The 26,306-nt window shown below is 65.8% G+C and carries 23 protein-coding genes; 14 read left to right on the top strand and 9 right to left on the bottom strand.

Annotation, left to right across the window (positions count from 1 at the left end):
- Nucleotides 1-16: 16 nt before the first annotated feature.
- The gene (locus tag WKC72_RS33445) at nt 17-2,686 is read right to left on the bottom strand and encodes a LuxR C-terminal-related transcriptional regulator (protein ID WP_370180911.1); all 2,670 of its coding nucleotides are present in this window, start codon (nt 2,684-2,686) and stop codon (nt 17-19) included.
- Nucleotides 2,687-2,917: 231 nt separating this feature from the next.
- Between WKC72_RS33445 and WKC72_RS33440 the strand changes: the two genes are divergently transcribed.
- Genes WKC72_RS33440 through WKC72_RS33430 form a run of 3 tightly spaced genes read left to right on the top strand, consistent with a single transcriptional unit; the run spans nt 2,918 to nt 5,271 of the window.
- On the top strand, nt 2,918-3,319 hold the full coding sequence (locus tag WKC72_RS33440; protein WP_128639567.1) for a nuclear transport factor 2 family protein: 402 nt from the start codon (nt 2,918-2,920) through the stop codon (nt 3,317-3,319).
- Between the two features lie 60 nt (nt 3,320-3,379).
- Nucleotides 3,380-4,495: an LLM class flavin-dependent oxidoreductase gene (locus WKC72_RS33435; RefSeq protein WP_128639566.1), complete on the top strand. Its 1,116-nt coding sequence runs from the start codon at nt 3,380-3,382 to the stop codon at nt 4,493-4,495.
- 26 nt (nt 4,496-4,521) lie between these two features.
- Nucleotides 4,522-5,271 carry a glucose 1-dehydrogenase gene (locus tag WKC72_RS33430; protein ID WP_037243440.1) on the top strand — a complete coding sequence of 250 codons (750 nt, stop codon included), beginning with the start codon at nt 4,522-4,524 and terminating at the stop codon, nt 5,269-5,271.
- A gap of 128 nt (nt 5,272-5,399) precedes the next feature.
- Here WKC72_RS33430 and WKC72_RS33425 read toward each other — a convergent pair whose 3' ends face one another.
- Nucleotides 5,400-7,208 carry an MFS transporter gene (locus WKC72_RS33425; RefSeq protein WP_370180910.1) on the bottom strand — a complete coding sequence of 603 codons (1,809 nt, stop codon included), beginning with the start codon at nt 7,206-7,208 and terminating at the stop codon, nt 5,400-5,402.
- Between the two features lie 350 nt (nt 7,209-7,558).
- Here WKC72_RS33425 and WKC72_RS33420 point away from each other — a divergent pair, with 350 nt between their 5' ends.
- A complete protein-coding gene (locus tag WKC72_RS33420; RefSeq protein ID WP_112298907.1) occupies nt 7,559-7,957 on the top strand; it encodes a hypothetical protein in 399 nt (132 codons plus the stop codon).
- Here the strand turns inward: WKC72_RS33420 and WKC72_RS33415 are convergent.
- Nucleotides 7,941-8,444: a hypothetical protein gene (locus tag WKC72_RS33415; protein ID WP_370180909.1), complete on the bottom strand. Its 504-nt coding sequence runs from the start codon at nt 8,442-8,444 to the stop codon at nt 7,941-7,943. The two genes, WKC72_RS33420 and WKC72_RS33415, sit on opposite strands and share 17 nt — an antisense overlap.
- Before the next feature lie 128 nt (nt 8,445-8,572).
- On the opposite strand from WKC72_RS33415, the gene WKC72_RS33410 reads away from it, so the two are divergent.
- The gene (locus WKC72_RS33410) at nt 8,573-9,889 is read left to right on the top strand and encodes a DUF222 domain-containing protein (RefSeq protein WP_370180908.1); all 1,317 of its coding nucleotides are present in this window, start codon (nt 8,573-8,575) and stop codon (nt 9,887-9,889) included.
- Between the two features lie 262 nt (nt 9,890-10,151).
- Here the strand turns inward: WKC72_RS33410 and WKC72_RS33405 are convergent, their stop codons facing one another.
- Entirely contained in the window at nt 10,152-12,998 is a 2,847-nt protein-coding gene (locus tag WKC72_RS33405; protein ID WP_370180907.1) for a LuxR C-terminal-related transcriptional regulator, read from the bottom strand.
- Nucleotides 12,999-13,285: 287 nt separating this feature from the next.
- On the opposite strand from WKC72_RS33405, the gene WKC72_RS33400 reads away from it, so the two are divergent.
- The 3 genes from WKC72_RS33400 to WKC72_RS33390 all read left to right on the top strand — a co-directional run bounded on the left by WKC72_RS33400 (nt 13,286) and on the right by WKC72_RS33390 (nt 15,453).
- The gene (locus WKC72_RS33400) at nt 13,286-13,726 is read left to right on the top strand and encodes a hypothetical protein (protein WP_370180906.1); all 441 of its coding nucleotides are present in this window, start codon (nt 13,286-13,288) and stop codon (nt 13,724-13,726) included.
- A gap of 190 nt (nt 13,727-13,916) precedes the next feature.
- Nucleotides 13,917-15,194: a S8 family serine peptidase gene (locus WKC72_RS33395; protein ID WP_370180905.1), complete on the top strand. Its 1,278-nt coding sequence runs from the start codon at nt 13,917-13,919 to the stop codon at nt 15,192-15,194.
- A 16-nt stretch (nt 15,195-15,210) separates the two neighbouring features.
- Entirely contained in the window at nt 15,211-15,453 is a 243-nt protein-coding gene (locus WKC72_RS33390) for a hypothetical protein (RefSeq protein ID WP_370180904.1), read from the top strand.
- Between the two features lie 6 nt (nt 15,454-15,459).
- Here WKC72_RS33390 and WKC72_RS33385 read toward each other — a convergent pair whose 3' ends face one another.
- A complete protein-coding gene (locus WKC72_RS33385; protein ID WP_128639557.1) occupies nt 15,460-15,978 on the bottom strand; it encodes a protein tyrosine phosphatase in 519 nt (172 codons plus the stop codon).
- 105 nt (nt 15,979-16,083) lie between these two features.
- Here WKC72_RS33385 and WKC72_RS33380 point away from each other — a divergent pair, with 105 nt between their 5' ends.
- From WKC72_RS33380 to WKC72_RS33365, 4 genes are all read left to right on the top strand, one after another.
- On the top strand, nt 16,084-17,406 hold the full coding sequence (locus WKC72_RS33380; RefSeq protein ID WP_112300874.1) for a UDP-glucose/GDP-mannose dehydrogenase family protein: 1,323 nt from the start codon (nt 16,084-16,086) through the stop codon (nt 17,404-17,406).
- Nucleotides 17,407-17,523: 117 nt separating this feature from the next.
- Complete coding sequence (locus WKC72_RS33375) at nt 17,524-18,489, top strand: esterase/lipase family protein (RefSeq protein ID WP_370180903.1); 966 nt, start codon at nt 17,524-17,526, stop codon at nt 18,487-18,489.
- Nucleotides 18,490-18,604: 115 nt separating this feature from the next.
- Complete coding sequence (locus WKC72_RS33370) at nt 18,605-20,020, top strand: Hsp70 family protein (RefSeq protein ID WP_370180902.1); 1,416 nt, start codon at nt 18,605-18,607, stop codon at nt 20,018-20,020.
- 59 nt (nt 20,021-20,079) lie between these two features.
- Nucleotides 20,080-20,304 (top strand): hypothetical protein, encoded by a 225-nt coding sequence (locus tag WKC72_RS33365; protein ID WP_037243464.1) that lies wholly within the window; start codon nt 20,080-20,082, stop codon nt 20,302-20,304.
- Nucleotides 20,305-20,315: 11 nt separating this feature from the next.
- Here WKC72_RS33365 and WKC72_RS33360 read toward each other — a convergent pair whose 3' ends face one another.
- Nucleotides 20,316-21,611, bottom strand: coding sequence for a YibE/F family protein (locus tag WKC72_RS33360; RefSeq protein WP_370180901.1), 1,296 nt, complete (start codon nt 21,609-21,611; stop codon nt 20,316-20,318).
- Nucleotides 21,612-22,172: 561 nt separating this feature from the next.
- Here WKC72_RS33360 and WKC72_RS33355 point away from each other — a divergent pair.
- Nucleotides 22,173-22,634 carry a hypothetical protein gene (locus tag WKC72_RS33355; protein WP_370180900.1) on the top strand — a complete coding sequence of 154 codons (462 nt, stop codon included), beginning with the start codon at nt 22,173-22,175 and terminating at the stop codon, nt 22,632-22,634.
- A 4-nt stretch (nt 22,635-22,638) separates the two neighbouring features.
- Nucleotides 22,639-23,820 carry an MAB_1171c family putative transporter gene (locus tag WKC72_RS33350; protein WP_370180899.1) on the top strand — a complete coding sequence of 394 codons (1,182 nt, stop codon included), beginning with the start codon at nt 22,639-22,641 and terminating at the stop codon, nt 23,818-23,820.
- Here WKC72_RS33350 and WKC72_RS33345 read toward each other — a convergent pair.
- The 3 genes from WKC72_RS33345 to WKC72_RS33335 are packed head-to-tail and all read right to left on the bottom strand — an operon-like array spanning nt 23,811 to nt 26,286.
- On the bottom strand, nt 23,811-24,251 hold the full coding sequence (locus tag WKC72_RS33345) for a hypothetical protein (RefSeq protein ID WP_112300879.1): 441 nt from the start codon (nt 24,249-24,251) through the stop codon (nt 23,811-23,813). The two genes, WKC72_RS33350 and WKC72_RS33345, sit on opposite strands and share 10 nt — an antisense overlap.
- Nucleotides 24,248-24,967 carry a helix-turn-helix domain-containing protein gene (locus WKC72_RS33340; RefSeq protein WP_037243474.1) on the bottom strand — a complete coding sequence of 240 codons (720 nt, stop codon included), beginning with the start codon at nt 24,965-24,967 and terminating at the stop codon, nt 24,248-24,250. Before WKC72_RS33340 ends, WKC72_RS33345 begins: the two co-directional genes overlap by 4 nt.
- Nucleotides 24,968-25,023: 56 nt before the next feature.
- On the bottom strand, nt 25,024-26,286 hold the full coding sequence (locus tag WKC72_RS33335; RefSeq protein WP_005238257.1) for a pyridoxal phosphate-dependent aminotransferase: 1,263 nt from the start codon (nt 26,284-26,286) through the stop codon (nt 25,024-25,026).
- Nucleotides 26,287-26,306: the final 20 nt, after the last annotated feature.

Below are 26,306 nucleotides of genomic sequence, written 5' to 3'. Positions count from 1 at the left end.
AACGGCCTTCGACGCTCTACGCCCTGTGGTATGGAGGATTCGCGAGCGCAGCAGCCACCTGGTGGCGGCGGGGGACACCCAGCTTTCGGAGCACGTGTGCGACGTGCCCCTCGACGGTTCTGACCGACAGGACCAGCCGATCCGCGATCTCCTTGTTGGTGAGCCCGTCCGCAACGCACTGTGCAATGTCCAACTCGCGAGGGGAGAGCCCGACTGCCGGGTACGACGACGGCACGGGGCTGTCGGAGAACTCCTCGTCCAGGGCGTAAGCGATGAGTTCGGCCATCGACAACGTGGAGCCGCGACGATGGGATGCGGAGTAGACCGTGTCGCCGAGCGAAGTCCGCGCGCGCGATTCGTACACTTCTCGTCGTTGGACCCAGTGCTGGGATCCGTATAGTTGCATGCCGAACGAATCCCACATGGACGATGCTGCGCCGAGAAGTACGGCTGCACGTTCGCCGGAACCGGTCGCGGCTTCTGCCCACGCGAGAAGGTCTGTGACCAGTGTGGCTCCGACCGTGTCGTCGAAGGAGCGTTTGAGTGCGATGGCGTCGATCGCATGGGTGATCGCCTCGTCGTGACGGCCGCGAATCAGCGCTACCAGGCCCAGTCCGTACACGGCATACGACAACATCCATTTCTCTCCCGTGGCCGATGCCTGGGTGTGAACGAACTCGAAATGTTCGGCAGCGCGGTCGCTCTCTCCGTTCGAGCTGCACAGCATTCCCATCTCGATGTGGGCGGTCCACATGAGATCGGTGATGCCGGGCAGGCGCTCGTACAGTGCCAACGCCTCCGACAGGTTGTGTTCGCCGGCCTCGAAATCACCGCCGAGATAGGTGTTGAGGCCTTGCGTCTGCAGAGCGAACGCGAGGGTCGCATCGTCACCGAGTTCGCGTGCGCCGTGCGCGGCAGTGTCGAGTGTCCGAACTGCCTCGACCCGGTCACCCTGCATCGTCTGCAGCACGCCCAGGGTGGCGTAGAGCTGGGGTACGACGTCTTCGGCCAGGTCGGAGAGCGCAAGGAACTCTGTCACCCACATGCGGTGTTCTCGTACCGAAAAGGCCGACGACCACAGAAACCACGTCGCGACGAGGCCAGAGGCAAGGTGCAGCATCTCGTGCTTCTGGCCCGTCAGCGCCGTCTGCAGTGCGGACCGCAGGTTGGCGCGGTTCTCCCGAAGCCGGTTGCTCGCACTCTCCTGCTCGGCCCCGGTCCATGACCGGCGGGCGGTAAATACCAGCTCGGCGCACCAACGGAGGTGTGCCACCCGTAGCTCGGCCTTCTCGTTGTCGGACAGTTTGCTCGCACCGAAGTGCCGGATCGTTTCGAGCATCTTGAACCGGACATGTCCTTCGCCGGTGGTGCGTTGTAAGACCGACTTCCCGATCAGACCGGCGATGGTATCCAGAATGCTCGCGGCGTCGACAGGGGCTCCAGCGCAGATGCTCTCGGCCATGGCGAGATCGAAGCCTTCGGAGAAGATGGACAATCTCGCCCACAGCACCTGCTCCTGAGTAGTGCAGAGGTCATAGCTCCACTCGACCGTCGCATGCAGGCTTCGATGTCTGCTCGGCCCGCCACGATTACCCGTCGTCAACAACGCCAGCCGGTCGTCGAGACGTTCTGCGAGATCGTCTACGGACAGCGCGGTCAAACGCGCACACGCCAGTTCGATGGCCAGCGGCATGCCATCCAGCTGCGTGCACACCCGGCGCACAGCGTCCCGGCTCGAATCCGTGATCGAGAATCCGGACAGTGCCGCCGATGCGCGGTTCTCGAACAACTCGATGGCGGCACCGGGCATGTCCGGGTCGCGGTGGTCCGTCGTGGACAGCGGTTCGAGGACGTGCACGTGCTCGTCCGGAATCGACAGCACTTCACGACTCGTGACCAGGATCTTCACGTGTTCGGTGTTTCGTAGAATCAGCGCGACCAATTCGGCGCATGCGCTGACGAGATGCTCGCAATTGTCCAGCACCAGCAACAGGTGCTTGTCGCGGAGCGATTCGAGGAGCGATTCGGTTGCACTTCGTTCCGGTGCGTCCCGCTCGTCGAACCCCAGGACGTCCAGAATGGTCTGGGGGAGCAGGGTTTCGCTTCGCAGTGACGCCAGCTCCACGAAGCGGATTCCATCGGCAAATGCCCGCCGGTACGCGGTTGCGGCCTCTGCTGCGAGTCGGGTCTTGCCGATGCCACCGGGGCCGGTGACGGTGACGAGGCGGCTGTCGCCGAGCAGCACCCGGATTCTGTGGAGTTCTTCGCTGCGGCCGACGAAACTCGTCGAGAAGAGTGGAATATCGGTTGCACTGGACATGCGGGTGCTCGACGTGCGCGTGCCGGACGTTCGCGGCGAACGCTCCTCCTTGATGCGGCGGACCGCGCTCGCCAGAGTATTCCGCGATCCGCTCCATTCCAGTTCCCGATGCAGCTGGGCCACCGTGACGTCGGGGTCTGCGTCGAGCGCCGCGGCGATCCGGGGTCGGAGGGCATCGGCCGACGATCCTGACCGTGGCCGGTGGTCCTGGGGTGGTGCCTCGAATTCGAGGGCGCGGCGCACCGTGTTGCGCGAGATCTTCAATCGCGTCGCGATGCCCGAGATCGATTCACCGGATTGTCGAAGCTCGACTATCTCGCGCCACTCGTCAGCGTTCACGGTGTCCTCTCTGTTGCACGCGGGCATCTGTGAGTGGTGTCACTGTTCGATCATGTCGCGCCCTGACCGCGTGGTCAAGATCTGACAACACGCGTATTGACCGATTGCAGCGGCGTGCCTCGGCGTGCATATCGGCTCTGAGCTGGTCGGATGCCGGCAGATTCGGGAGGGGTGGGGAATCGAGTATTACTACGGTTTCGCCTCGAGCGCCGCCGGCGGACAGTGATCCAGGTCATAGAGGAAAGAAACGGAGCATCCATGACTACGCCGGAACAGAACATCGACTTGGCCGACAACTTCGCAAAGGTCTTCTCCACGGGCGACGTGGAACAGATTCTCGACACTCTCCATCCCGATGCGACCTACTGGGTCTCGGGACGGATCGACGGGATGTCGGGCAGCTATGACAAGGAAGGTCTCGGCGCGTTGCTCGGCGGGGTCACCTCCGTGTACGAGAACGGCGCTCTCGAAATCACCCCTACTTCGGCAATCGCGCAAGGCGACAAGGTGGCTGTCGAGGCGACGTCGTACGCGAAGTTGAAGAACGGCAAGGTCTATCAGAACGCGTACCACTTCCTGTTCGAGTTTCGCGACGGCAAGATCCTGTCCGTCAAGGAGTACATGGATACCCAGCACGCATACGACATCTTCTATGCCTGACAAGGGGTTTCGTACCGCCACTGGGTAATCGACCACAAGTTAGTTGAAAGGCAGTTCACGATGGCAATGGAAACCGGACTCATCGTCCACCCGTACATGCGCCCTGAGCGGACCGCGCGCCAGACATTCGACTGGTGCGTGCAGCAGGCCGTCGAGGCCGATAAGATCGGATTCGACTCGATCATGTTCTCCGAACACGCTTCACAGCGTTGGGAGAACATCCCCAACCCGGAGCTGATTATCGCAGCAGCCGCACGCCAGACCGAGCGGATCAAGTTCGCGCCGATGGCTCACATCCTTCCCCATCACAATCCGGCGAAGCTCGCGATCATGGTCGGCTGGCTCTCGCAGATTCTCGAGGGGCGGTATTTCCTCGGCGTCGGTGCGGGTGCGTACCCGCAGTCCACGTACATCCACGGCATCAAGAACGGTGAGGACACGCAATTCACCAACGAGATGGTCCGCGAATCGCTCGAGATCATGGAGAGGATCTGGAAGCGTGAACCGTTCTTCTACGAGGGACGTTTTTGGAATGCGGGCTACCCCGAGGAGTTGCACGGCGAAGAGGGCGACGACCAGCACATGCTCGCGGACCTCAGCCCGTGGGGTGGTGCACCGGAGATCGCGGTGACCGGATTCAGTGCCAAGTCGCCGTCGATGAAGTTTGCGGGCGAGCGCGGATTCCGACCGATGTCGATCTTCTCCGGTCTGGACGCTCTGAAGACGCACTGGGAGACCTACTCTACGGCTGCGGAGGCCAATGGGCACGTCGCGGATCGCGCGCGCTATCACGTGTCCCAGACAGTGTTCGTCGCCGACACGGACAAAGAGGCGAAGCGGCTCGTGATGGAGGGGCCTATCGGATACTGCTTCGAGCGCTACCTCATTCCCATCTGGTGGCGGTTCGGGATGATGGATGGATTCATCAAGGACGCCGGCGCGGACAGGGCCGACGTCGACCTCGAGTGGGTCGTCGACAACGTGTTCTGTGTGGGCTCACCGGACACCGTGGTGGACAAGATCAATACTTTGTTCGAGGCCAGCGGCGGTTGGGGCACCCTGCAGGTCGAATCGCACGACTACTACGACGATCCCGCACCCTGGTTCAATTCGCTGGCCATGATCCAGAAGGAAGTGGCTCCCAAGATCTCGCTTCCTGTGTCGGTGACGTCGTAGTACTCGGATCGAACGAAGGGACAGAAATGACAAAGCGGTTGGAGGGCAAAGTGGCCCTCATCACCGGCGCATCTCGTGGCATGGGCGAGTCGCACGCGAAGGCATTCGTCGAGCACGGGGCGAAGGTCGTGCTGGCGGATGTGACGGACCACGCAGGGGAGTTGCTCGCCAAGGAATTGGGTTCGAATGCACTATTCGTGCATCACGACGTCACGCAACTCGATTCATGGACAAATGCCGTCGAACAGAGTGTGAAGGCGTTCGGCGAGATCAATGTGCTGGTGAACAATGCAGGGGTTCTCGGCCCGCTGGCCACGACGGCAGAGCTTACCGAGGATGACTACCGGAAGGTGTGCAGTATCAACCAGGACGGTGTGTTCTTCGGGATGAAAGCCGTTCTGCCCTCCATGGAACGAGCCGGTATCGGCTCCATCGTCAACATCTCGTCGATCGCCGGCATGGCTGCGAACTACGGGTTCCCCAGTTTGGCGTACGTCGCAAGCAAGTTCGCAGTCCGCGGCATGACGAAAGCGACAGCCGTCGAATACGGACCCAAGAATATTCGCGTCAATTCCGTGCACCCTGGGTTCATCCAGACTCCGATGATGGTGGAGGCCACCAACGAAGAGGGCGGCGACGCCTTGGCTCAGATTCCCCTCGGTCGCATCGCAGATCCGCAGGAGGTGTCCAACCTCGTTCTGTTCCTCGCGTCGGACGAATCCTCCTACATCACCGGATCGGAGCATCTGGTCGACGCGGGCATGCTCGCGCAGTAGGCGTTGAGCCCAAGGTTGTGGAAGGTCTTCAACGGGACCTTCCACAACCTGGTGGCAATCGGAGGGTGTTGTTCGGCACCCGATTCGGCGGCCATGTGAGGTTCGGTGAATCCACGTCCAGGGTCTGGTCAGTTCGTCCGGTCGTGGACGAGTTCGCTCGGGCCGATTCCGGCCTCGCCGGCGATTCCGGCGAGTTCCGCGCCGACAGACTCGTGCGGCTCGCCCGCCGACGCCTTCCTCTGCGGTCCGGTGAGCAGCGAGGCGATTCCGCCGATGACGCACGCGACGATCGCGAAGGCGAACGCCATTGCCAGACCGTCGGCGAACGGGCCGGAAATCAGCTGGGGAAAGAAGTCCAGACCGGTCAGGTGCGCCTGCTGCTGCTCGGTGAGTGACGACAGATTCGGCCCGAGCAGTTCCTGAATCGGGTTGACGCCGAGGAACGCCGCGAACAGCACGGCGACGGCGGGCAGATTCGCGATCTGAGTGGCCTGCGCCGCGGGCACCCCGTTCGCCATCAGTCCGTCGCTCATCGCGGCCGGAAGGTTGGAGCTGAGACCGGCGATCATCAGACTGAAGAAGAAGCCGATCGACAGCACCATCGCCGCGTTCTGGAATGTCGTCATCATGCCCGCGCCGACTCCGCGCGCGTCGGCGGGAAGGCTGTTCATCACTTCCGCCCGGTTCGGTGCGGAGAACATCCCCATGCCGATGCCGTTGATCAGCAGAGTCACCGCGAAGGCCCAGTAGTCGAAGTCGACCGGCAGGGCGATCAGCAGACCGAACGTGCCCGCGGTGATGAACATGCCGGTGCTGGTGAACCACTTGGTGCCGAACCGGTCGGAGATGACCCCGGACACCGGTGCGGACAGCAGGAACCCGATGGTCATCGGCAGCATGTAGATGCCCGCCCACAGCGGGGTGCGGCTGTAGTCGTAGCCGTGCTGCGGCAGCCAGATGCCCTGGAGCCAGATGATCAGGATGAACTGCAGGCCGCCGCGGCCGAGCGACGCCACCAAGTTGGCGATGTTGCCCCAGGTGAACGACTTGATCTGGAACAGGTGCAGGTTGAACAGGGGATTCGCGACCCTCGTCTCGATGACGCAGAACGCGGCGAGGACGGCGAGGCCGCCGACGAGGCACCAGAGCACCAGCGGACTGGTCCAGCCCATCGACGAGGAGCCGTACGGCTGGATGCCGTAGGTGATGCCGACCAGGACGGCGATCAATCCGACGGCGAACGTGATGTTGCCCCACCAGTCGATGTCGGCGTGCCGGCGGACCCCGGTGTCGCGGAGTTTCAGGTAGGCCCAGATCGTGCCGACCACACCGAAGGGAACCGAGACGAGGAAGATCAGATTCCAGTGGATCGGCGCGAGGATGCCGCCGATGAGCAGGCCGAGGAACGATCCGGCGATCGCGGCGACACCGTTGATCCCGAGCGCCAGCCCACGCTGATCGGCGGGAAAAGCGTCGGTGAGGATCGCCGAAGAGTTCGCCATCAGGAACGCACCGCCGACGCCCTGGACGACGCGCCACCCGATGAGCCACAGTGCCGCCTCGGACCCGTCGAACCATGTCACTGCCAGGAAGATCGAGGCGATCGTGAAGACGGCGAAGCCCATGTTGTACATCCGGGCGCGGCCGAACATGTCGCCGAGCCGGCCGAAACTCACGACCAGGACCGCGGTGACGACGAGGAAGCCCATCATCATCCACAGCAGATAACTCGTGTTGCCGGGTTCGAGTGGGTTGAGGTGGATGCCCTTGAAGATGTCGGGGAGCGCGATCAGCACGATCGACGAGTTGATCGTCGCCACCAGCATGCCGAGCGTGGTGTTCGACAGCGCAATCCACTTGTAGTGCGGGCCCAGTTCTTCGAGCGTCGCGGTGGCGTCACCGATCGGGCGGGAAGGTTCCTTCGTGTGGGAGACCACGGGATTTCACCTCTCGAGTTTTCATAGTTTTCAAAAGTAAGTAAATGGAAGGCAAAGTGTTCTGTTGTCGCGTGTTCGGTGTGGTGGGCGATCGGACGACCGCGGCATCCCCTGATGGGAAATGCCCGGTTTGCCCGTTATGTCGCTGTCGCTCAATCGGTTCCGTCGAGACGGTCGATCAGGTTTGTGATGATACGACGTCCCGGTTCACCCCGCACTCCAGGCGCTGTGGCCCGATCGGGGGACAGCCGAATCATCCGATTCTGGGTCCGATCGGGGGACAGTCGCGGCGCCCGATTCGCGACACGATGATTCTCATGCGAGTCGGACGCAGGAACAGGACCTAGAAGATGTCGACGATTGCGAGCACCACCCTGGCGGAGGTGGCGTCCGAGTGGTGCACCGAGGCGGAGATACAGGTGCAGTCGTCGGCTGTCGCCGGCGGACGAAACGCCACGCGGAGCGTGCTGTTCATCGGCAACCCGTCCACCGTCACCGAGGTGACGCACTGGGCCGCCGTGCGGCACTGGACGGTGGAGCAGGGGCTGAAACCCGTCCGCGATCTGCAGGCTGATGTGCTGTGCGCGATCGTCACCGAGGCCGTCGTCGACGGGACCTGCGCGTCGGCGGATGCGGAGGTCGTGCAGCGCGTGCGCGCACGCGGCCTGCACTGCATCCCCGTCTACGACATCGAGCCGTGGGGGACGGCCCGGTTGTCCGGTGCGCTGCCGCCTACGTCGGCTCCGTGAGCGCACGTTGGGCCGCCGGCCAGAACTCGAATCCGGCGGTCATCAGTCCGCCGAGCCCGATGATGATCACCGCGGCGTCGACGCTGGTCCGCCCCTCCTTCGCCCAGTAGACGTCTTCCAGATCCAGCAGCAACGCCAACTCGTCGACGATGAGCGCGGTGCCGACGCCGTAGGAGATGGGCACCGTCGGATGGTGGCGCTGCTTCTCAGATCCGCGTACCGCCACGGCACCGATCCCTGCCAGCGCTGCGATGCCGAGGTTGTAATGATGGAAATGCCGGCCGTGGAGACTCAACCCACCGCCGGCTGGTCCGTGCCCGCGCCTGATCCAATGAGTTAACGCCCGCACCCCCGCGAACGTCAGCGTGAACGCACCCCACGACACCACCGCCGACTGTTCACTCGGATTGAGCTTCCTCCGCCACGCAGCGCGCAGGCGGCGCCAGCGGCTGCGGTGGGGTTCGGTCGCCGAGTCCTGGGTCGTCACGCCGTCAAGCGTGCCACCCGTCCAGGCGCTTCGTATGTCGTTCCGGGAGTTCTTCGGTGGGGATATCCGAAAGTTAAGGTTGTCGCGAAACCATTGACTCGAACATTTGTGCGAACTAGAATTCAAGGATGGGGCTCGGGGGAGATATCCAGGGGGCGTTGTCGGACGAGATTCTGGCGACCGCGGTCGGTGATGCGTGGCGTCTGGCCGAGGCCGAGTTGCTCGACTCGGTCGTTCGTATCTCGGAGGAGATTCAGCGACTCGAGGCGTTGCGTGTCAGGCTCGTCGGTGCCGTCGATCATCGCTGCAAGGTCGATGTGCTGGGGTTTCCGAATGCCAAGATGTGGTTGGCCTCCAAGACACTGCTCGAGGTGGGTGCGGCGGGGCGAATCGTGATGTTGGGCCGAGGGTTGCGTCAGCAGCCGGAGATAGCGGAAGAGTACTTCGACACCAACATTTCGGCGGAGCATGCGGCGCTCATCATGAAGTTCTGCGAGAGGCCGCCCAAGGGCATGCCGCTCGAAGCGATGGAGGACTGCCGAAATGCGTTGCTGTTCGCTGCAACCGGTCCCACCGCCAACACGGACGCGGTGCGCGCCGTCATCGCCAGGCTGGAACGCGCCTTCGAATCCGACGATCCGCCGCCCAGCGAAGACACCGACCTCAACGAGTTCCACGCCTCCAAGACACTCAACGGACGCGTCGCCGTTAGAGGTGACCTGGACGCCGTCACCGGCGAAATGCTGCTCTCGGCGCTCTCCGGACTGTCCAAGCCGCGACCCGCGCAGGACGGGACCAAGGACGGCCGCACGCCCGGACAGCGACGGGCCGACGGGTTGACCGAACTCCTTCGCCGCTACCTCGACTCCGGGATAGCCGGCGAAGAAGGCGGCGAACGGCCGCACGTCTCACTCCACGTGAACGTCAAGGATCTCGCCGACCACACTGACTGCAGCGCGCGACAACAGCGCGATGCCTCCGCCACTGGCGAGTCGCTTTTCGCCGTCGACGGAGTGGCGTGGACCGAGTGGATGGGGCCGCTGAGCCTCACAGCAGCCCGGCTCCTCAGCTGCGACTCGATCTACACGCCGATCGTGCTCGACGACAAGGGTGCACCACTCGACCTGGGCGTATCTACCCGAACGGTCACCAAGCGGCAGCGAAAAGCGTTGGTGGCGAGAGATCGAGGGTGCGCGTTCCCCGGGTGTGGTGCGCCGCCGTCCTGGTGCGAAGGCCATCACATCGTTCACTGGTCCGCAGGTGGGCCATCCGACATGGGCAACCTGGTACTGCTCTGCGGATTTCATCACCGGTTGCTCCATCACAGTGATTGGGAAATAGAAATGGGAGCCGACCGGTACCCCACGTTCATCCCACCACGGCAGGTCGACTGGGAACGGAAACCGTTACCGGCGCACAACCGGGCCCGGCCCCGAGCATCCTGACCCGGGGCAACGCACACCATGCCGACTCTGCGACAGGACGATCCCTGTTGCCGAGCCGGCATGCCGTCGTGCCCGGAGTCCTGTCGGGTGTCACCTCCCCGAACCGGGTCGCACATCGTGATGCGGCCGGGACTGCGCGACTGCAGCTTCAGCGTCACCTGCTGGGAGTTCCTCTACGGCGACCGCACGGTGGGGTTCGTCACGACATTTCTCCAGGGCGACGCTTCTCGATACTCGAGATGACGGCAAGCTGAAAGCAGACCTACTCCACCTTCCGAACATCCCGTGCCCGGTAGCGGTAGCCGTCCTGCGTCCCGCCGACCACCGTCTCTGGCTCGAACGTCACGTGTTGTCCCGGCGTCAGCGAACGAAGGCCCGAACCGGTGAGGTTGCCGCAATGCGTCCACGCGCCACCGGGGGTGGCATCGGAATCGATCACGCCCCAGGCCTCAGCGTCGCTCCAGGTGCGGACGACTCCGGTGGTTCGGTCGGCGTGAACCGTCGTCCCCATCGCCTGCGCAAGACCCTTTCGATCGGTGACATCGAGCTTCATGAACGCACGGTAGAGGTGACCCTCCACCGTCCGCACCGACAGGAACAACCGATCGGCGATCTGCCGGCTCGACAATCCCGCTGCAACCATCGACCCCACCTCCCGTTCACGACTGGTGAGGGGGAGTGGGTGGGCTGCCTCCACCAGCGCGGGGGACGACATGTGGTCGCATCGGGCCGACAGGGCTTCGGCCGCGGCAGCGCACTCGATCGAACGCCGCTTGTCTCCGGCATGCGTAAACGCGATCGCCGCTCGAGCGTAGGCATCGGCGGCATCCGGCAAGGCACCGATTCGCTCGAACTCGGCTGCGGCCGAGGCCACACCGCATCCGTTCCCTGCCGCGACTGCCGCCGCATGCCGGGCAACGATGTCGACGAGTTGGCCGTCGCAGACCTCGGCCAACTCGGCGAGCCGCGTAGCGGCGGTCGTGTCACCGAACCGGGTGGCAAGGTGAAGCGCGGCCGTCTCGATGCCGAATTGTCCTGATGTGCAAGCGCACTCTGCCGCCGACCGGGATAGATCGATGGCCCGCGAGGTTTCACCTCGTGCTGCGGCGAGCCACGCCTGCGACATCATGAGTTGTGGCCCGAACACGGCAACGTGCCGGCCGTTCCGCGCCTGTGCTGCGGTGATGATCCCGTCCGCCTCGTGAATGCGGCCGATTTCCGAGTAAGCCTGACCGAGCACGATGTAGGCGGGAAAACTCCACGAGATCGCATCGGCCGTATCGCCGACGTTGAGGGCGGCGATCGCCTGCTCGAGTCGACCCGCGGCGTCGGTGAACCGGCCGCGGGCAAGTTCCACCGTCCCCACCAGGATGTTCGCAAGCCCCCACGCAACGTATCGGCCGCTCGACGCCAAGGAGAGGTATTCCTCGGCCCGGCGCTGGGCCGCGGCGAACTGTCCGGTCAGCGTCAACGCCAGGATTTCACCGTGTGCGGCCGGGAACCGCAGAAGTCCGTCGATCTGATCGGCCACCGCAGCGCTGCGCGCCGCCAATTCCGGCACACTGCCACCACGTCCCATCAGTGCCAGCGACAGCCCGCCACCGAAGAATGCCCACTCGACCGCCCACGGCAGCACTCGGTCGGCGGCCAGAATCGCAGTCGCCGCCGCTGCCGCCTCTTCGGGCCGATTCTCGAACACCGCGCACACGGAGCCGATTCCCTCGATGATCGGCACGAGACTGGGATGCGTGACCTTTTCGCGGAGTACCGCGAGCACTTCGTCGGCCTTCTCCGACTCGCCGCTCGCCCAGAACAGGTTGGCGATCCGCGACGTACCCCAGCGCACCAGCTGCACCTGGTCCAGGCTGTCGGGCGAAAAGGACAGCAGCAACGATTCCGCCTCGGTGGCGTGCCCCTGCCACAACAGCGCTCGTGCCAGGAGGTCGGCTGCCTCGAAGCTGCCAGTCTGGTCGAGGGCCGCCCGTGCAAGCCGTTCCCCCAGTGGAACATTCGCCAAACCGACTGCGTCCTCGGCGGCGTTGACCAACAGATCGGGTTCGACGGACCGGTCGCTGTCGAGGGCTAGCTCGGCCAGGCGAATCCGGTTCGAGGATCCGACCACGGCGCGGCTGCTCAGGGCCTCCACGAGCTGTCCGCGGAGCCTCCGGCCTGCCGCGCGCCCCACCCGTCGTCGGATCACCTCACCGAACAGTGGATGCGTGTAGCGGACGTCGAGCCGGTGTCCGTCCTCGACGATTCTGACGAGGCCGCGTCGCTCGGCTTCCTCCACCGCATCCTCACCTGCCAGCTGACCGAGGATGTCGAGATCGAGCGGTTCGCAGAACGTGAGGAGCTGCAGCGCCTGCAGCACGTCGTGGGGAATCTGATCGATCCGGTGCTCCAGTAGGGACGCGAGTTCGGACGTGATGGCGGCACGGCCCCGCAACTGCCAGACACCACCCGAGCGTCGCAGCGTCCCCGCTTCGAGGGCGCCCTCGACCAGATGCCGGACGAACAACGCGTTCCCGCCGGACGCCTCCCAGATCGTGTCCGCGCTCAGCCCCTCGAGGGGGCCGTCCAGCACGGACTCGATCAACTCGATGCTCTGGTCCCGGCTGAACGGCGACAGTTCGAGCCGCAGGAGGTGACCGTCCTTCCACAATGACGTGATCGCGTCGGGCACGGTCTCGCCGTTGCGAACGGTGGCGACGATGTGCACCGCCCTGTCGAGGGCAAGCTGATGAAGGAATGTCGCCGACAGCTGATCGAGGAGGTGGGCGTCGTCCACGCCGACCACCACGTCGCGACTGTGGCCGTCGTCGAGGAGCGCCTGCCGCGCCGCGGACAGGAAGGCGACAGGATCCCGGGAGGTGGACGCCCCGACCAGATGGGCGAACACGCCCAGAGGGATGCTTCGCGCCGATTCGGTGCCCGCCACCCATTTCACCTCACGCGGCAACGACTCGGTGGCGAACCGCGCGAGGGTGGTCTTGCCGACGCCGGGATCGCCCGTGAGGACGACACCGCATCCCCCGGACCGAGTCGTGAGCGACGCGGTGATCGCGTCGAACTCGACTTGCCGCTGAATCAGAGGCCACGTCGGACCCATGCACTGATTCTAGATTCTCGCGGCACCGGTGACAGCACCGAGGCGAGTATTGGGCGCGAGTTGTCCAGCGAAGCAGCGCAATACAACCTTGGAGTCGCTTTAGGTCGCAATTCTCCTGAGGCGTCGATGGATTGAGTAGCGCGACACGGGCACGAGTTCGGTTTCGCGATCGCCGAAGGTGCGTCTCGCGCGATCGGGTAGGACGCTACTCGCGAGATTAGCCGACATCCCGGCCACGCTGAATGGGTATCGCGGAAAGTTATTGCGTCGAACTACAGGAGAATGTCATGACCGCGCGGCCGGAGCCCTTCTTCAGTTGGACGGCGCGACGGATCGAACTCGATCGGCTCCGCGAATCCGAGTCCTCCGTTGTGGTGTTGGACGAACTCGTGCCGCTCGGAACCGGCACGGCGCGACTGATCGGCATGCGCGACGACGACGCCGATGTCGACTACCTCGCACTGATCGTTGGTGATGTCGCCAACGGACACGACATCGCGGTCCGCGGCGTCGACGAGGAGGCACTCCTCATCGAGGGCAGTCGATCCGAAGCCCTTCCGGAGATCCTGATCGGGTTGCGGGCCGCAGCGAGCGTCTGCGGCTGCTCCAGTGAGCGGCATATCGACAGCCAGCTGTGCGTCGACGGTCCCGTCCGGACGATGATCGCCGCGGTCGGCGTGAGATCCGTCGTCGTCGACTGGTATCACGCCGCGTCCGCGGTCGCGTGAGCCGAACTACTCGGCCCTCCAATTCGGTCTGAGGGAAATTCGGGTAGCGCGCCACTCGCGGAAGTCGGGACCACGTGCCGGACCGTTGAGTGCGTCCAACGAGCGTTACGCACGAACGAAAACCGAAGGCAAGTAGACACATCGACGCGACGACGAGTGCGCCGCGATCCAGAACAGAAGGGCGAAAACAGTGATATCTCGACAAGATTCCGACCGACACGGCGACGGGCCCGTCGCGGATTCGCGGGCCGAGACGACGGGCCGTCAGGTGGTGGTGTTCACGGACGACGGGAGGCGAGCGGGTCCGACAGCACTCCTACGGTCCCTCACCGGGGTCGCGACTGTAACGCGAAGTAGCGAGTTCGATGCTTCGGCAATGGATCTCGAACTGGCGGAAGTGTCCGACGCAGTTCTGTTCGACGAACTCGGAATTGCCGTGGTGACCGCGGATTCCGACCAGTTGGCCGCACTCCGCACGGCAGCCGCCTCGCCCGACATCGCGGTCCTCTCCGTCGAACCCGAGTTGGTCCACCATGCGCTCGACAGTGAAGACACCGTCGTAGAGATCGCACGGCCTGAGAACGGTGCAGTCGCGGCAGAAGACACCGAGCACTTCCTGGATACGCCGGAGTTCACCTGGGGACTGCAAGCGACCCGCACCACGACGTCGGCGTGCAGTGGGCGCGGAGTCCGGATCGCCGTTCTCGACACAGGATTCGATCTCACCCACCCGGATTTCCACGGTCGCACCATCACGGCCCAGTCGTTCATTCCGGGCGCGGAACCCCAGGACGGGCACGGACACGGCACGCATTGCATCGGAACGGCCTGCGGTCCGGCGGCAGCGGCCGGCACCCGCCGATACGGAGTGGCTCACGAGGCCGACATCTTCGTCGGGAAGGTTCTGTCGGATCAGGGGCGTGGTGTGGACGGGGGGATCCTCGCAGGCATCGAGTGGGCCATCGCCAACGGTTGTCAGATCGTCTCGATGTCTCTCGGTGCCGACGTCGCGTCGGTGTCCGTCGCTTACGAGACGGTGGGGCAGCGTGCGCTGGCGGCCGGAGTGCTCATTGTGGCTGCGGCCGGCAACAACGCGAACAGAGCCGCCGGGCGCCCGGGACTGGTGGGCGTACCCGCCAACAGTCCGTCGATCATGGCCGTCGCTGCAGTCGACCCCGATCTCGGACTGGCCAATTTCTCTGCTTCAAGCAACCCCGTCGCCGGTGGTCAGATCGATGTGGCCGGACCTGGCGTGCGGGTATTCTCGTCGGTGCCGATGCCCGTGCGCTACGGCTCGAAGAATGGAACGAGTATGGCCACTCCGCACGTCGCGGGTATCGCTGCCCTGTGGTGCGAGAAGACCGGGCGCACCGGCCGCGATCTGTGGTCCCTGCTCACCCAGCATTCCCGGCGGCTCGCGTTGCCGTCACTCGATGTCGGTGCCGGGCTGATCCAGGCATCCGGATAGAAGGGCTCGACGTACCGTGCGGGGCGTCGTCGGAATAAGTGTCACGGTGGACGCCGACCACGTCGAGGACATCGACGTGGTCGGCGTCGCGCTGGCCGAGGAGGGCATGCGGATCGACGCGGTACACCGCACGATCGGAATCATCTCCGGTTCCGTCCCCGCGAGCCGACTCGCGGCCCTCGAGGCAGTCCCGGGCGTCCTGGCCGTCGAACTGGAGCAGAACGTCGACATCCGCCGTAGTCGCCCTGAACCGTGGTAGGCGACCTCAGACGCGGATGCTCCGCGCGATCACACCCAGGAGCTCGGCGATCTCGGACCCGACATTCAGGAATGTCTCCTCGTCCTTGCCGATCGGATCGGAAATGTCCTCCGGCGTCCCGTCCGACTTGTGCTGAGGACGGGCCGACGCCAGGTCGGCGACGGTCTTGGCGTCCGAAACCTCCGCTAGCCGGGCGGCCTCCTTCAGGGTGAACGTCTTCTTCAGCTGCTCGGGAGCCAAGGCCAGGACCTTGTCACGGTGGCTCTCGGTCATAGTCAGCACCAGATCGGCGTCCGCCGCCAGATCGGCGGTGAGCAGTCGGGCAGTGAACGTGCTGGGGTCGCCGCCGAGACCTTCGAGGACCTGCGCGGCGGTGGGCTCCATCGCCTCACCGACCGCGGCCTCGGTACCTGCACTTTCGGCAGTCAGATCGGTGATCCCGAGCTCCTCGGCGTATGCCACTGCGAGGCGCTCAGCCGTTGGGGAGCGACAGACGTTTCCGGTGCAGACGAAGAGAACATGCATGGGCGAAGCATAGGGTCTCGCCCCGCACCGTTCGTACACGCACTGTTGGCTTCGAACATCAGTCCGGTAAATATCGCGCTCACCTGCACTGGTTATCAAGGGTGCATGCGCTGCACCGTGTTTGGAACCGGATACCTGGGAGCCACCCACGCCGCCTGTATGGCGGAACTGGGCCACGACGTCCTAGGCGTCGATATCGATCCCGGAAAAGTGGCGAAGCTCTCCTCCGGGGAGGTCCCGTTCTACGAGCCCGGGCTGGGGGAGGTTCTGCGCCGGAACATCGACGCCGGCCGGTTGCACTTCACCACGTCGTACAGCGAGGCCGCCGAGTTCGCGGACCTCCACTTTCTCGGTGTCGGCACCCCGCAGAAGAAGGGGGAGTACGCCGCGGACCTGCGGCACGTGCACTCGGTGATCGACACGCTCGCGCCGCTGCTCGATCGTCCCGCCGTCATCGTCGGCAAGTCGACCGTTCCCGTCGGGACGGCGGCGGATCTGGGTGCGCGGGCCCGGGCGCTCGCGCCGGCCGGTGACGCCGTGGAAGTGGCGTGGAATCCGGAGTTCCTGCGGGAGGGCTTCGCCGTCGAGGACACCCTGCACCCCGACCGGATGGTGCTGGGGGTGGACCGGCAGCGCCCCGGACGCGCGGAGACCGAGTTGCGGGAACTGTATGCCCGCCTGCTCGGCGAGGACATTCCGTTCCTGGTCACCGACCTCGCCACCGCGGAACTGGTGAAGGTCTCGGCCAACGCGTTCCTCGCCACCAAGATCTCGTTCATCAACGCCATCTCCGAGGTGTGCGAGGCCACCGGCGCCGACGTCACGCAGCTCGCCGACGCCCTCGGATACGACGCGCGGATCGGCCGGCGCTTCCTCAACGCCGGTCTCGGCTTCGGCGGCGGCTGCCTGCCCAAGGACATCCGCGCGTTCATGGCGCGGGCGGGTGAGCTGGGCGCGAACCAGGCACTGCACTTCCTCCGGGAGGTGGACAGCATCAACATGCGGCGCCGCACCCGGATGGTGGAGTTGGCGGCGCAGGTGTGCGGAGGGTCGCTGCTCGGCGCCAACGTCGCCGTACTCGGCGCCGCCTTCAAGCCCGAATCCGACGACGTCCGCGACTCGCCGGCACTGAACGTGGCGGGAATGATGCAGTTGCACGGGGCGGTGGTCAGCGTCTACGACCCGAAAGCCCTGGACAACTCGCGGAGACTGTTCCCCACGCTGAACTACGCGACGTCGGCGGTCGAGGCGTGCGACAACGCCGACGCCGTGCTTCTGCTCACCGAGTGGGCGGAGTTCGCGGCCCTGCAACCGGAGGATCTGAACGATGTGGTGCGTGCGCGGGTGATGGTCGACGGCCGCAACTGTCTCGACGCCTCGGACTGGCGCACCGCGGGGTGGGTCTATCGAGGTCTCGGTAGGGGATAACGCGCGCAGATAACGGATCGTGACCTTGCGATTCCCTGCGATAACGGGTTGACGATCCCCGCTCCCGGCGCATCGGCGGGCGGTAGCGTCAGCCTCAATCGCAACGGAGGGCTGGCGATGTCGAAGGCACGTCACGGATCCCGACTCGCACTCCTCGCTGCCGTTGTCTGTATCTGTGTGCTCGGCAGTGCGCCTGCTCAGGCGGCGGAGGTTCCGACCCTGCCGGGTCCGGCGCAATCCGACGCCGGCGCAGCGATCGCGTACGCGAAGCACCATCCGCATTCTGCGCCGCCCGGGACCAACGACTTCACGTGCCGCCCCGGTCCCGCGCATCCCCACCCCGTGATCCTCGTCCACGGGAGCGACGGCAGTGCCTACTCGAACTGGGCTGGGTTGAGCCCGAAACTGAAAGCCGCCGGCTACTGCGTGTTCGCCCTGAACTACGGACAAAAACCCGGCACCGAGCACTACGGAATGCAGACGATGACACAGGGGGCAGCCGAACTCGAGGTCTTCGTCGACGACGTACTGGCCGCAACCGGTGCGGACCAGGTCGACCTGATCGGGCACTCACAGGGCGCGACGGTGGCCCGGTACTACATCAACAGGCTGGGCGGGGCCTCGAAAGTGAACCGCTGGATCGGCATCGCGTCGCCGTCCTACGGTGGAACGTTCTTCGGGATCGCCACGGCTCTGCAGACGCTGCCCGGCGGCAACGAACTGATCGTGGGGATCGGTTCGGAGGCGCTCGCCGAGCAGGTGCAGGGGTCGCCGTTCCTCACGGCACTCAATGCGGGCGGTGACACCGTCCCCGGCGTCGAATACACCACGATCGGGACGCGGTACGACGAGGTGATCCAGCCGTACACCAACGTCGCGCTGCACGACCCCGGTGCCACCAACATCCTCGTTCAGGACCTGTGCCCGCTGGATCAGACCGGGCATTTCAACCTGCCCTACGACCCGTTCTCCCAGCAACTGGTACTCAACACGCTCGATCCGGCACACACGATCGTGCCGCCCTGCACGTTCGTGCCGCTGGGCACGGGCATCGCGGGAGTGATCATCGCGAGCAACTTCTGAGTTGCCTCCCGCCGAACGGTGGCTCGGTTGCCCCGTCGGACCGCTTCGCTAGACTGCGGGCCATGGAGTGGGGGGATTCCGGATCGGACCCGTGCACAGTCGAGTTAGGCGGCCCATGAGTTCGGTTCTAGGTGTGTCGGTCGGTGCGAGCGCTGTGCGCTTGGCGCGACCCGACTCCGTGAACCGTGACGACGCCGGGAGCCGGCTCGTTCCCGATTTCCGGGCCCAGGTCGTCGCCGCGGGCCGGGACCTACCGGAGGAACTTGCCGCCGAATCGATCGGCGTCGTCCTCGCCGGGGCACCCGACGCCGGGCAGGTCCACGCCACCGGGGTCGCCTACCGCGACGAAGCCCAGGCAGGCGCCGTCCAGGCGGCGATGGCCCGGCAGCAGCTCGCGAACTACCAACTCGTCACCGAGGCCGCGGCGGCGCTGAAGTTCCTCGACGTCTCGGGCGCCCTCGGCGACCATGCAACGCTCGTGTTCTACGACCTGGGCAGCTCCGGGCTCACCGTGAGCGTCGTCGACCGGGCGTCGGGTGAGGTGGTGGAGACCGTCCGCACCGACACGGTGAGCGGAGACGTCTTCGACCGGCTGATCCGCGACAACCAGTTGGAGAACAACCGAATCGAGGAGCCCGGGGACGCCGCCGCAGGCGTCGCCCTCGACCACCGCTGTCGTGAGGCGAAGGAGCGCCTGTCCACCGGCGGCGCCGTCGCGGTGCCGGGTGACGGCGGGCTGCTGTTGCTGTCCCGCGACGTCTTCGACGCGCTGATCGGTGTCACCGTCGAATCCTCGGCGCGCCTCGCCCGCGACGTCATCACGAGGTCGGGTCGAGCGCCCGATGCCGTGGTGCTCATCGGCGGCGGTGCCCGCATTCCCCTGGTGCGGTCGGTGCTGCAATCGTGGCTCGGGTTGCCGGTCGTCGTTCCCGATCACCCCGAACTCGTTGCGGCACAGGGTGCTGCGCTGCTCGCCCAGCAGGTGGTTCCGCCAACCGCCGACGTCGTCGGGGTCCTCCCGCCGCCATACACACCGCAGTCGGCACCGGACGCAGTCGTATCCACCTACCAGGCTCCGAGCACGACCGTCGCACGCACCGGTGCGCCGTCGAGTACTCCGTCCTGGCTGAGCGCTGCCGCGCCGCCGCCGAGTCAGCAGGTGGCCAAGCCCCAGATCCGGGGGGCCGCGCTGGCGGGGAGCGCGCTCGCCGTGGTGGCGGTGATCGGTCTCGGGCTCGGGTACGGCAAGAACCTGTTGGCCCGCACGGAGGGCTCGTCTCAGCCGGTGACCACGCAACTCACCACCGAGTCGCCGGTCGTGACCGAGGTGGCCACGCCGTCGCCGACGACGGTCCCGCCGTCTCCGACGTCCGCGGCCGTCGAAGCGCCGGTCCAGACAGCGTCGCAGATCCGGATTCCCGAGCCGGCGCCCGCGCCGCCTCCACCGCCCCCACCACTGTTCCCCGGTCTGCCGCAGATCCAATTGCCGCCGCTCCAACTGCCCGAACTCCCCAGGTTCCCCGGAACGTAGTCGCCGCCGTTCTCCGGGCCTACGATGGGAATGGTTCCGGCGTAGAGAGGATGTGTGCAGTGACTGCAAATCCAGCGGAGTTCCACAGCACTCCCAACGTTCCCAGGCCTTCGGCGGCCTCGCCGGCAGAAACGCGCCGGCTCGTCGCCTATTCCAAGCCGATCCTGAAGATGTTCCCGCCCACCAGCGAGCATGCGGCCAAGGTGACGATGCTGACCGTCTACGCGCTGATGATCATCGCCATCGTCTTCATCATCCTCCGGGAGTTCGGCGTCTTCAGCTAGTGGTCGCCGCGCTACTTCGAATGGCGGCCACCGCGTGACGGCGTGATCGCGGGCGCCCTGCCGGAGGGACCCGCGCCGATCGGACGTGCCAGCATCACCGCGATCGCGGTGGTCAGCGGAACCGACAGCGCGAGGGCGATGCCACCGACCGCCGAACGCACGATCTCGATGGCCACGGCATCGCTGAGCAGCACGTCCTGGATCGACCGCCCCGCAACACTGAACAGCAACAGCAGCGGCAGCGCCCCGCCGGCATACGCGAGGACGAGGGTGTAGACGGTGCTGGCGATGTGATCGCGACCGACGCGCATTGCCGAACCGAAGATCTGACGCCGGGACGCGTCGGGGTCGAGCGACGCCAGTTCGAACGCCGACGCCGCCTGCGTGATGGTGACGTCGTTGAGCACACCGAGCGAGCCGATGATGAAACCGGCCAGCAGGAGGCCGGTGATGCTGACGTGCTGGATGTACGTCTGGACGTTGGTGTTCTGTTCCTCGGAAAGCCCTGTCAGACGAGTCATCTCGATGGTGGCGTAGGACAGGATCGCGGCCGCCAGCATCGACGCGAGAGTGCCCAGCAACGCCGAACTCGTTCGCAGGGAGACACCGTGCGCGAGGTACAGCACGGCATACAGGATCACGGCGCCCGAGACGAGAGCCACCGGGATCGCGGGTTGTCCGTCCAGCAGGGCCGGGAGCGTGAACAGGACGAGCACGCCGAACGAAACCACGATGCCGACGAGCGCCCGGAATCCGCGCCAGCGCGCGACCGCGATCACGACGACGGCGAACGCGAGTGCGATGAGAGTGACGGGCAGGCCGCGGGCGTAATCCTCGAACGAGTACTCCGTTGTGCCGTTCACGTCCGTCTGACGGGACAGCCGGATGCTCTCGCCCACCCGGAGGTCGGGTTGCCCGGGTCCGGGAATGATTTCGAGCAGCGTCTGGGTACCGGTGTTGGGACCGGACTCGATGTCGACGATGCTGCGCTGGCACTCGTACGCGCCGGCGGGCGGCGGCAGCGGGGCGCCGGTGAAGACGCGCCCGGCCGACGGGCTTCCACAGTCGCCGATGTTCTGCATCGTGACCGTGCCCGACTCCGTGACGACCGCACCGCCCTGGGCGCTCTGGAAGGGCTGTTCGACGTCGACGCCCGGTTTGCCGGGCCACAACGCGATAACGCCGATGAGCACCGCGATGCCGATGGCGACGAGGAGCCCGACGACCACCTTGGCGGCCACGGGCCCCATCGGGGCCGGTCCGTCGCTGTGGCCGTGGCCGTGTCCGTGTCCGTGGAATTCGCTCATCGGCCGCATCGCGTCGGCTGCTGGGGGGATTGTCTCGGCACGCACGACAGGGTAGTCGGACGGCGACCGGCGACGCTGTGACGGAAGGGGCGTGCGGTGCCGGTGGTGCCACACTGTCAGGCGCGTATTGCTCTCGTGTCGCTTATATGTCGCCGGTGTGATTAGATATCGAAGCATGGCACGCAGCAGCTAATCTGCAGCGAACGCCGAACTCCACGCAGAGGTGGTCCGGAACTCCGAACGAGGGGTGTGTTCCGCGGACGCTGAGCCGCTGCGTGGAGAGATTTGCCGAGCTGGGTGGCGGGGTACAGGGGGGGGTTGACCCCGCCACCAACCTGGCGCCCACAGGGGGGGAGGGGCGACAGGTGCTCGAGGCACTCGAGGTGCCGGTTGCCAATCTACCGACATGGTAGGGGTATTCGTCAACCGGGTAGGTGAAATCGCCCACATGTCGTGACCTCGCACCCCGACGGCCTAGGATTATGGCCGTTCGGAGGTGTTCCAGTGCGAATCTCGCGGCAGTCGCGATCCAGCAACCATCTTCGCCGGATCGTGGCGGAGATGGGTATTCCCGTGCCCTGGAACAGGGATCAGCTCGTCGCCGGCGTCGCAGCCCGTCGTGGGCGTCCTATCCACCTGGTCCCGGTGTCGCACTCCCTGGTCCAGGGCGGTCATTCCGGTCTCTGGCTCGCACGGGCCGAGGACGACGTGATCCTGTATGCAGCAGGAACGTCGGACGTGCACGCCACCCACATCATCTGCCACGAACTGGCACACATGGAGCTCGGCCACGACCGCGACACGGTCGGCGACACCTCCGTCGACTCGACAGTGCTGTCGGTGACCGCGCCGTCGGTCGACACGGCGCGCGTGGTCAAAATGCTCGGCCGGTCCAACTATTCGAACGACCAGGAATACGAGGCGGAGCTTCTCGCCACCCTGATCATGGCGGGTCGCCGAGCGAGGACGAGCGACGACACCGTCGGTGACGCACGGGTGTCGCGGATGCTCGGAACGTTCTGACGCCGTGTACGAACCGCCCACCTATGTGAGCTGGCCACTCCTCGCCGTCGTGTGGGGGACGACCCTCCTGCGCCTGGCTCTCGTCCGGTCGACGGTCGCCGAACGCCGGATGAACGCCGCCCTCGTCTTCGCCTCCCTCTCCCTGGTCCTCCAGAGATCGCTGGCGCAGGTCTGGCTCGACCGCTGGTTCGGCTACGGATTCGCGAACACTCTCAGCAACGTCTGCATCATCCTCACCGCGGCGTCGCTGATCAGCCTGTTCTCCGCGTGGGCACTCGGCCCGTCGCGTCTTCCCCGAATCCACGTCGTCTCGCTGTCGATGTGTGCCGTCGCGGGGGCGATCCTCATCGGCCTCAGCGCGCCGGCGCGATCGCGGGGCGTCGCCATCGCCGACGAGGGTGGCTGGCCCTTCGCGGCGTACTGCATCACGTACGCGGTTCCGATCCTGTCCGTCGCCCTGCTCAACCTCTGGATCTCGCTGAAGGCCGTGCGTACCGCGACACCGGGACGCGAGCGCCGGGTGTTTCTCGCGGTCATCGCCCTGTCGTTGTTCGAGGTGTTCGACATGGGGGTCGTCGTGACGACCGGTGTGGTCAACGCGGTCAGCGAAGACAACGCCCTGACCGAATCGCACAGCGACTCGGGGGCGTTCATCCGCCTGCTCGTCGTGTCGGCGGGCGCGCTCATCTCGGTCGGACCGGTGGTACGGGTGCTCGGTCACCGGCGGCGGTCGCGGCAGGTCGCCCGGCGTCTGCAGCCGATGTGGCTGACCCTGACCGGCGCGGTGCCCGAAGTGGTCCTGGAACTGCGACCGGCGGATCGCCGGGCACTGTCGGCCCGGAGCCGCCTGGACCGCATGAGCGTCGAGATCCGCGACGCGATCATGATCCTCGACCGGCACGTGGTGTTCGAACTCGGCGGGCATACCGGCACCGCGCCGCCCGTGGTCACCGCGACGCGACTGCACCTCGCGTGCCTGGCCCGCAGGGCGGGTCACCGCGCGCACGGCACAGGCGGGACCGCGCACCTGTTCACGACCGACGTCGGCGGCGAACCGTGGGAGCTGGCCCGGCTGGCCGATCACTGGCGGGACGCCGAGCATCTGGCGGCCGAACTGTGGGCGCGTCGCCTCCCTCAGTTCGGCGGCCCCGCGGACCCGTCGGCGCGCGTCCCCGCTCAGGTCTGACGAGGGTCCGGGGCCGCGACCGGCACCGGTCCGTGACTCCGCCGCAGATTCTCCAGAAGGGGAATCAGCGATTCCATTTCCGCCGTGGTCGGCTCCGCGGATGCGTCGAGCGATCGCATCGACAGGTGCCGGACGCCGGCCTCGCGGACCGCGATCTTGAAACGGACCAGCGTGTCGTAGTCGTGATAGCCGTCGGCGGCGAGGTACTGCTCTGGGGCGTGGAAGTGCTGCGCGACCGCCCGCAGGACGTCGGGTTCGGGCGCGGGGTGATCGTTTCTGCGCAGGGACTCGATCTCGGACGGTTCGACGGGACGGCCGAGGATCCGCGACACACCCGCGGCGACGGTGTCGTCACCCGGTTCGGGACCGTCGAGGTCGTGGGCCAGCGAGAAGAGGCGGTTGACCCGCACCGACAGTGGCACGCCGTTCATGCGTTCACCTCCGCGTCTCCGCTGCGTTCGGGATCCTCGGTGGCCACGAGTTTCACCGCGTCCTCCCATCGACGCCAGAAACGCTCCCGGGTGGCCGCGTCGAGATCCTCTCCGCGGCCGTAGAGGAAGCGGCGATACCGCGCTTCCTCGAGTTCACGCGGGTCGGTGACCGTGGACGGTTCCTCCAGCAGATGACCGAACGCGAATTCCACCAGCGGTTGGCGCGGCCCGGCGGGTCCTCCGTTGACTTCCAGCAACCGCGTCACGTACGCGCCGGTGATCTTCGAGACCACCCGACTCAGTTCGCCCGCCGCTTCAGCGAGGCCCGGAACCTCGGGATGCGCCGCGCTCAGCTTCGTGATCTGGGTGTGCGGCCCCAGGATCTCGATGATCGTGTCCAGATCCAGCGGAATCTCAGACGGCCCGAGCGTCAGCGGGCGCGCGGTAGGCGACCGGTCGTCCCCGTCGAGCGCCTCGAGCGGGGTCGGATGGCCGCCGTCGAGGGTGCGAGCCGCGCTGCCCGGAGCCCAGCGGAGCGCGACATCCAGTTTGCGGAGGGTCTCGATGCTCGGATCCGGGCCGGTCCCGTTCTCGGCGCGCGTCTGAGCTGCGTCGGACGGGCCACCCGCGGCCGTGACCTCGTCCTGTGTGAGGTTCAGCAAACGCCGCCGTCGGTGGACGAATTGTCCGAAACGCGCGCGGGTGCTGGTGACCATGCTTTTCCCCCAGGAGACACGCAAGCGACGCGCGTGTCGCTTGCTGTGTCTCGATCCTACTGCTTGTAGCTGGTGAGGAAATTTCCGAACCGCTCGATGGCGACAGCGAGATCACGCGCCCACGGCAACGTCACGATGCGGAGGTGATCGTGGTCCGGCCAGTTGAACCCGGTGCCCTGCACCATCAGGATCTTTTCCTGCAGCAGAAGGTCCTGGACCAGCTTCTCGTCGTCGTAGATCTCGTACACGTTCGGGTCGAGGCGGGGGAAGGCGTACAGCGCGCCCTTCGGCTTCACACAGGAGACACCCGGAATCATGTTGAGCCGTTCCCAGGCCACGTCACGCTGCTCGAGCAGTCGCCCACCCGGCAGGATCAGGTCTTCGATGCTCTGGTGCCCACCGAGCGCCACCTGGATGGCGTGCTGACCGGGCACGTTCGGGCACAGACGCGTCGACGCCAGCAGGTCGAGTCCCTCGAGGAAGCCCGCGGCGTGTTCCTTCGGGCCCGTGATGGCCACCCAACCGGACCGGTAACCGGCGACGCGGTACGCCTTCGACAGGCCGTTGAACGTCAGGCACAGCAGGTCCGGGGCCAGCGTCGCGAGTGAGATGTGCTTGGCGTCGTCGTAGAGGATCTTGTCGTAGATCTCGTCCGCGAGGAGCAGCAGCTGATGCTTGCGCGCCAGGTCGACGAGCTGCTGCAGAACCTCCATCGAGTACACCGCACCCGTCGGATTGTTCGGGTTGATGACCAGCAGCGCCTTGGTCTTGTCCGTGATCTTCGACTCGATGTCCGCGATGTCGGGGTTCCAGTCGTTGCCCTCGTCGCACAGGTAGTGCACCGGGGTGCCGCCGGCGAGGCTCGTCATCGCGGTCCACAGCGGGTAGTCCGGTGCCGGGATCAGCACCTCGTCGCCGTTGTCGAGGAGGGCCTGCATCGTCATCGTGATGAGCTCGGACACGCCGTTGCCCAGGTAGATGTCGTCGACGTCGAGTTCGGGGAACCCGGCGACCAGCTCGTAGCGGGTGACGATCGCGCGCCGCGCCGACAGGATGCCCTTGGACTCGGAGTACCCCTGCGCGTACGGGAGCGCGGCGATCATGTCGCGCATGATCACGTCCGGCGCGTCGAAACCGAACGGCGCAGGGTTGCCGATGTTGAGCTTCAGGATCCGGTGGCCTTCCGCCTCCAGCCGGGCGGCGTGGGCATGTACCGGTCCACGAATCTCGTAGAGCACGTTCTGAAGCTTGGTGGACTGCTCCAGCTTGCGGTGCGGCATGCGGTGATGGCCGTGGTCTGGGTTGCTCACGAGCGTCATTCTCCCACTCCCGGGCAACC

Origin of the sequence: Rhodococcus wratislaviensis, assembly GCF_041228765.1 — a bacterium.
Taxonomy (GTDB): Bacteria; Actinomycetota; Actinomycetes; order Mycobacteriales; family Mycobacteriaceae; genus Rhodococcus_F; species Rhodococcus_F wratislaviensis.
This window is presented reverse-complemented; position numbering and strand designations above follow the sequence as displayed.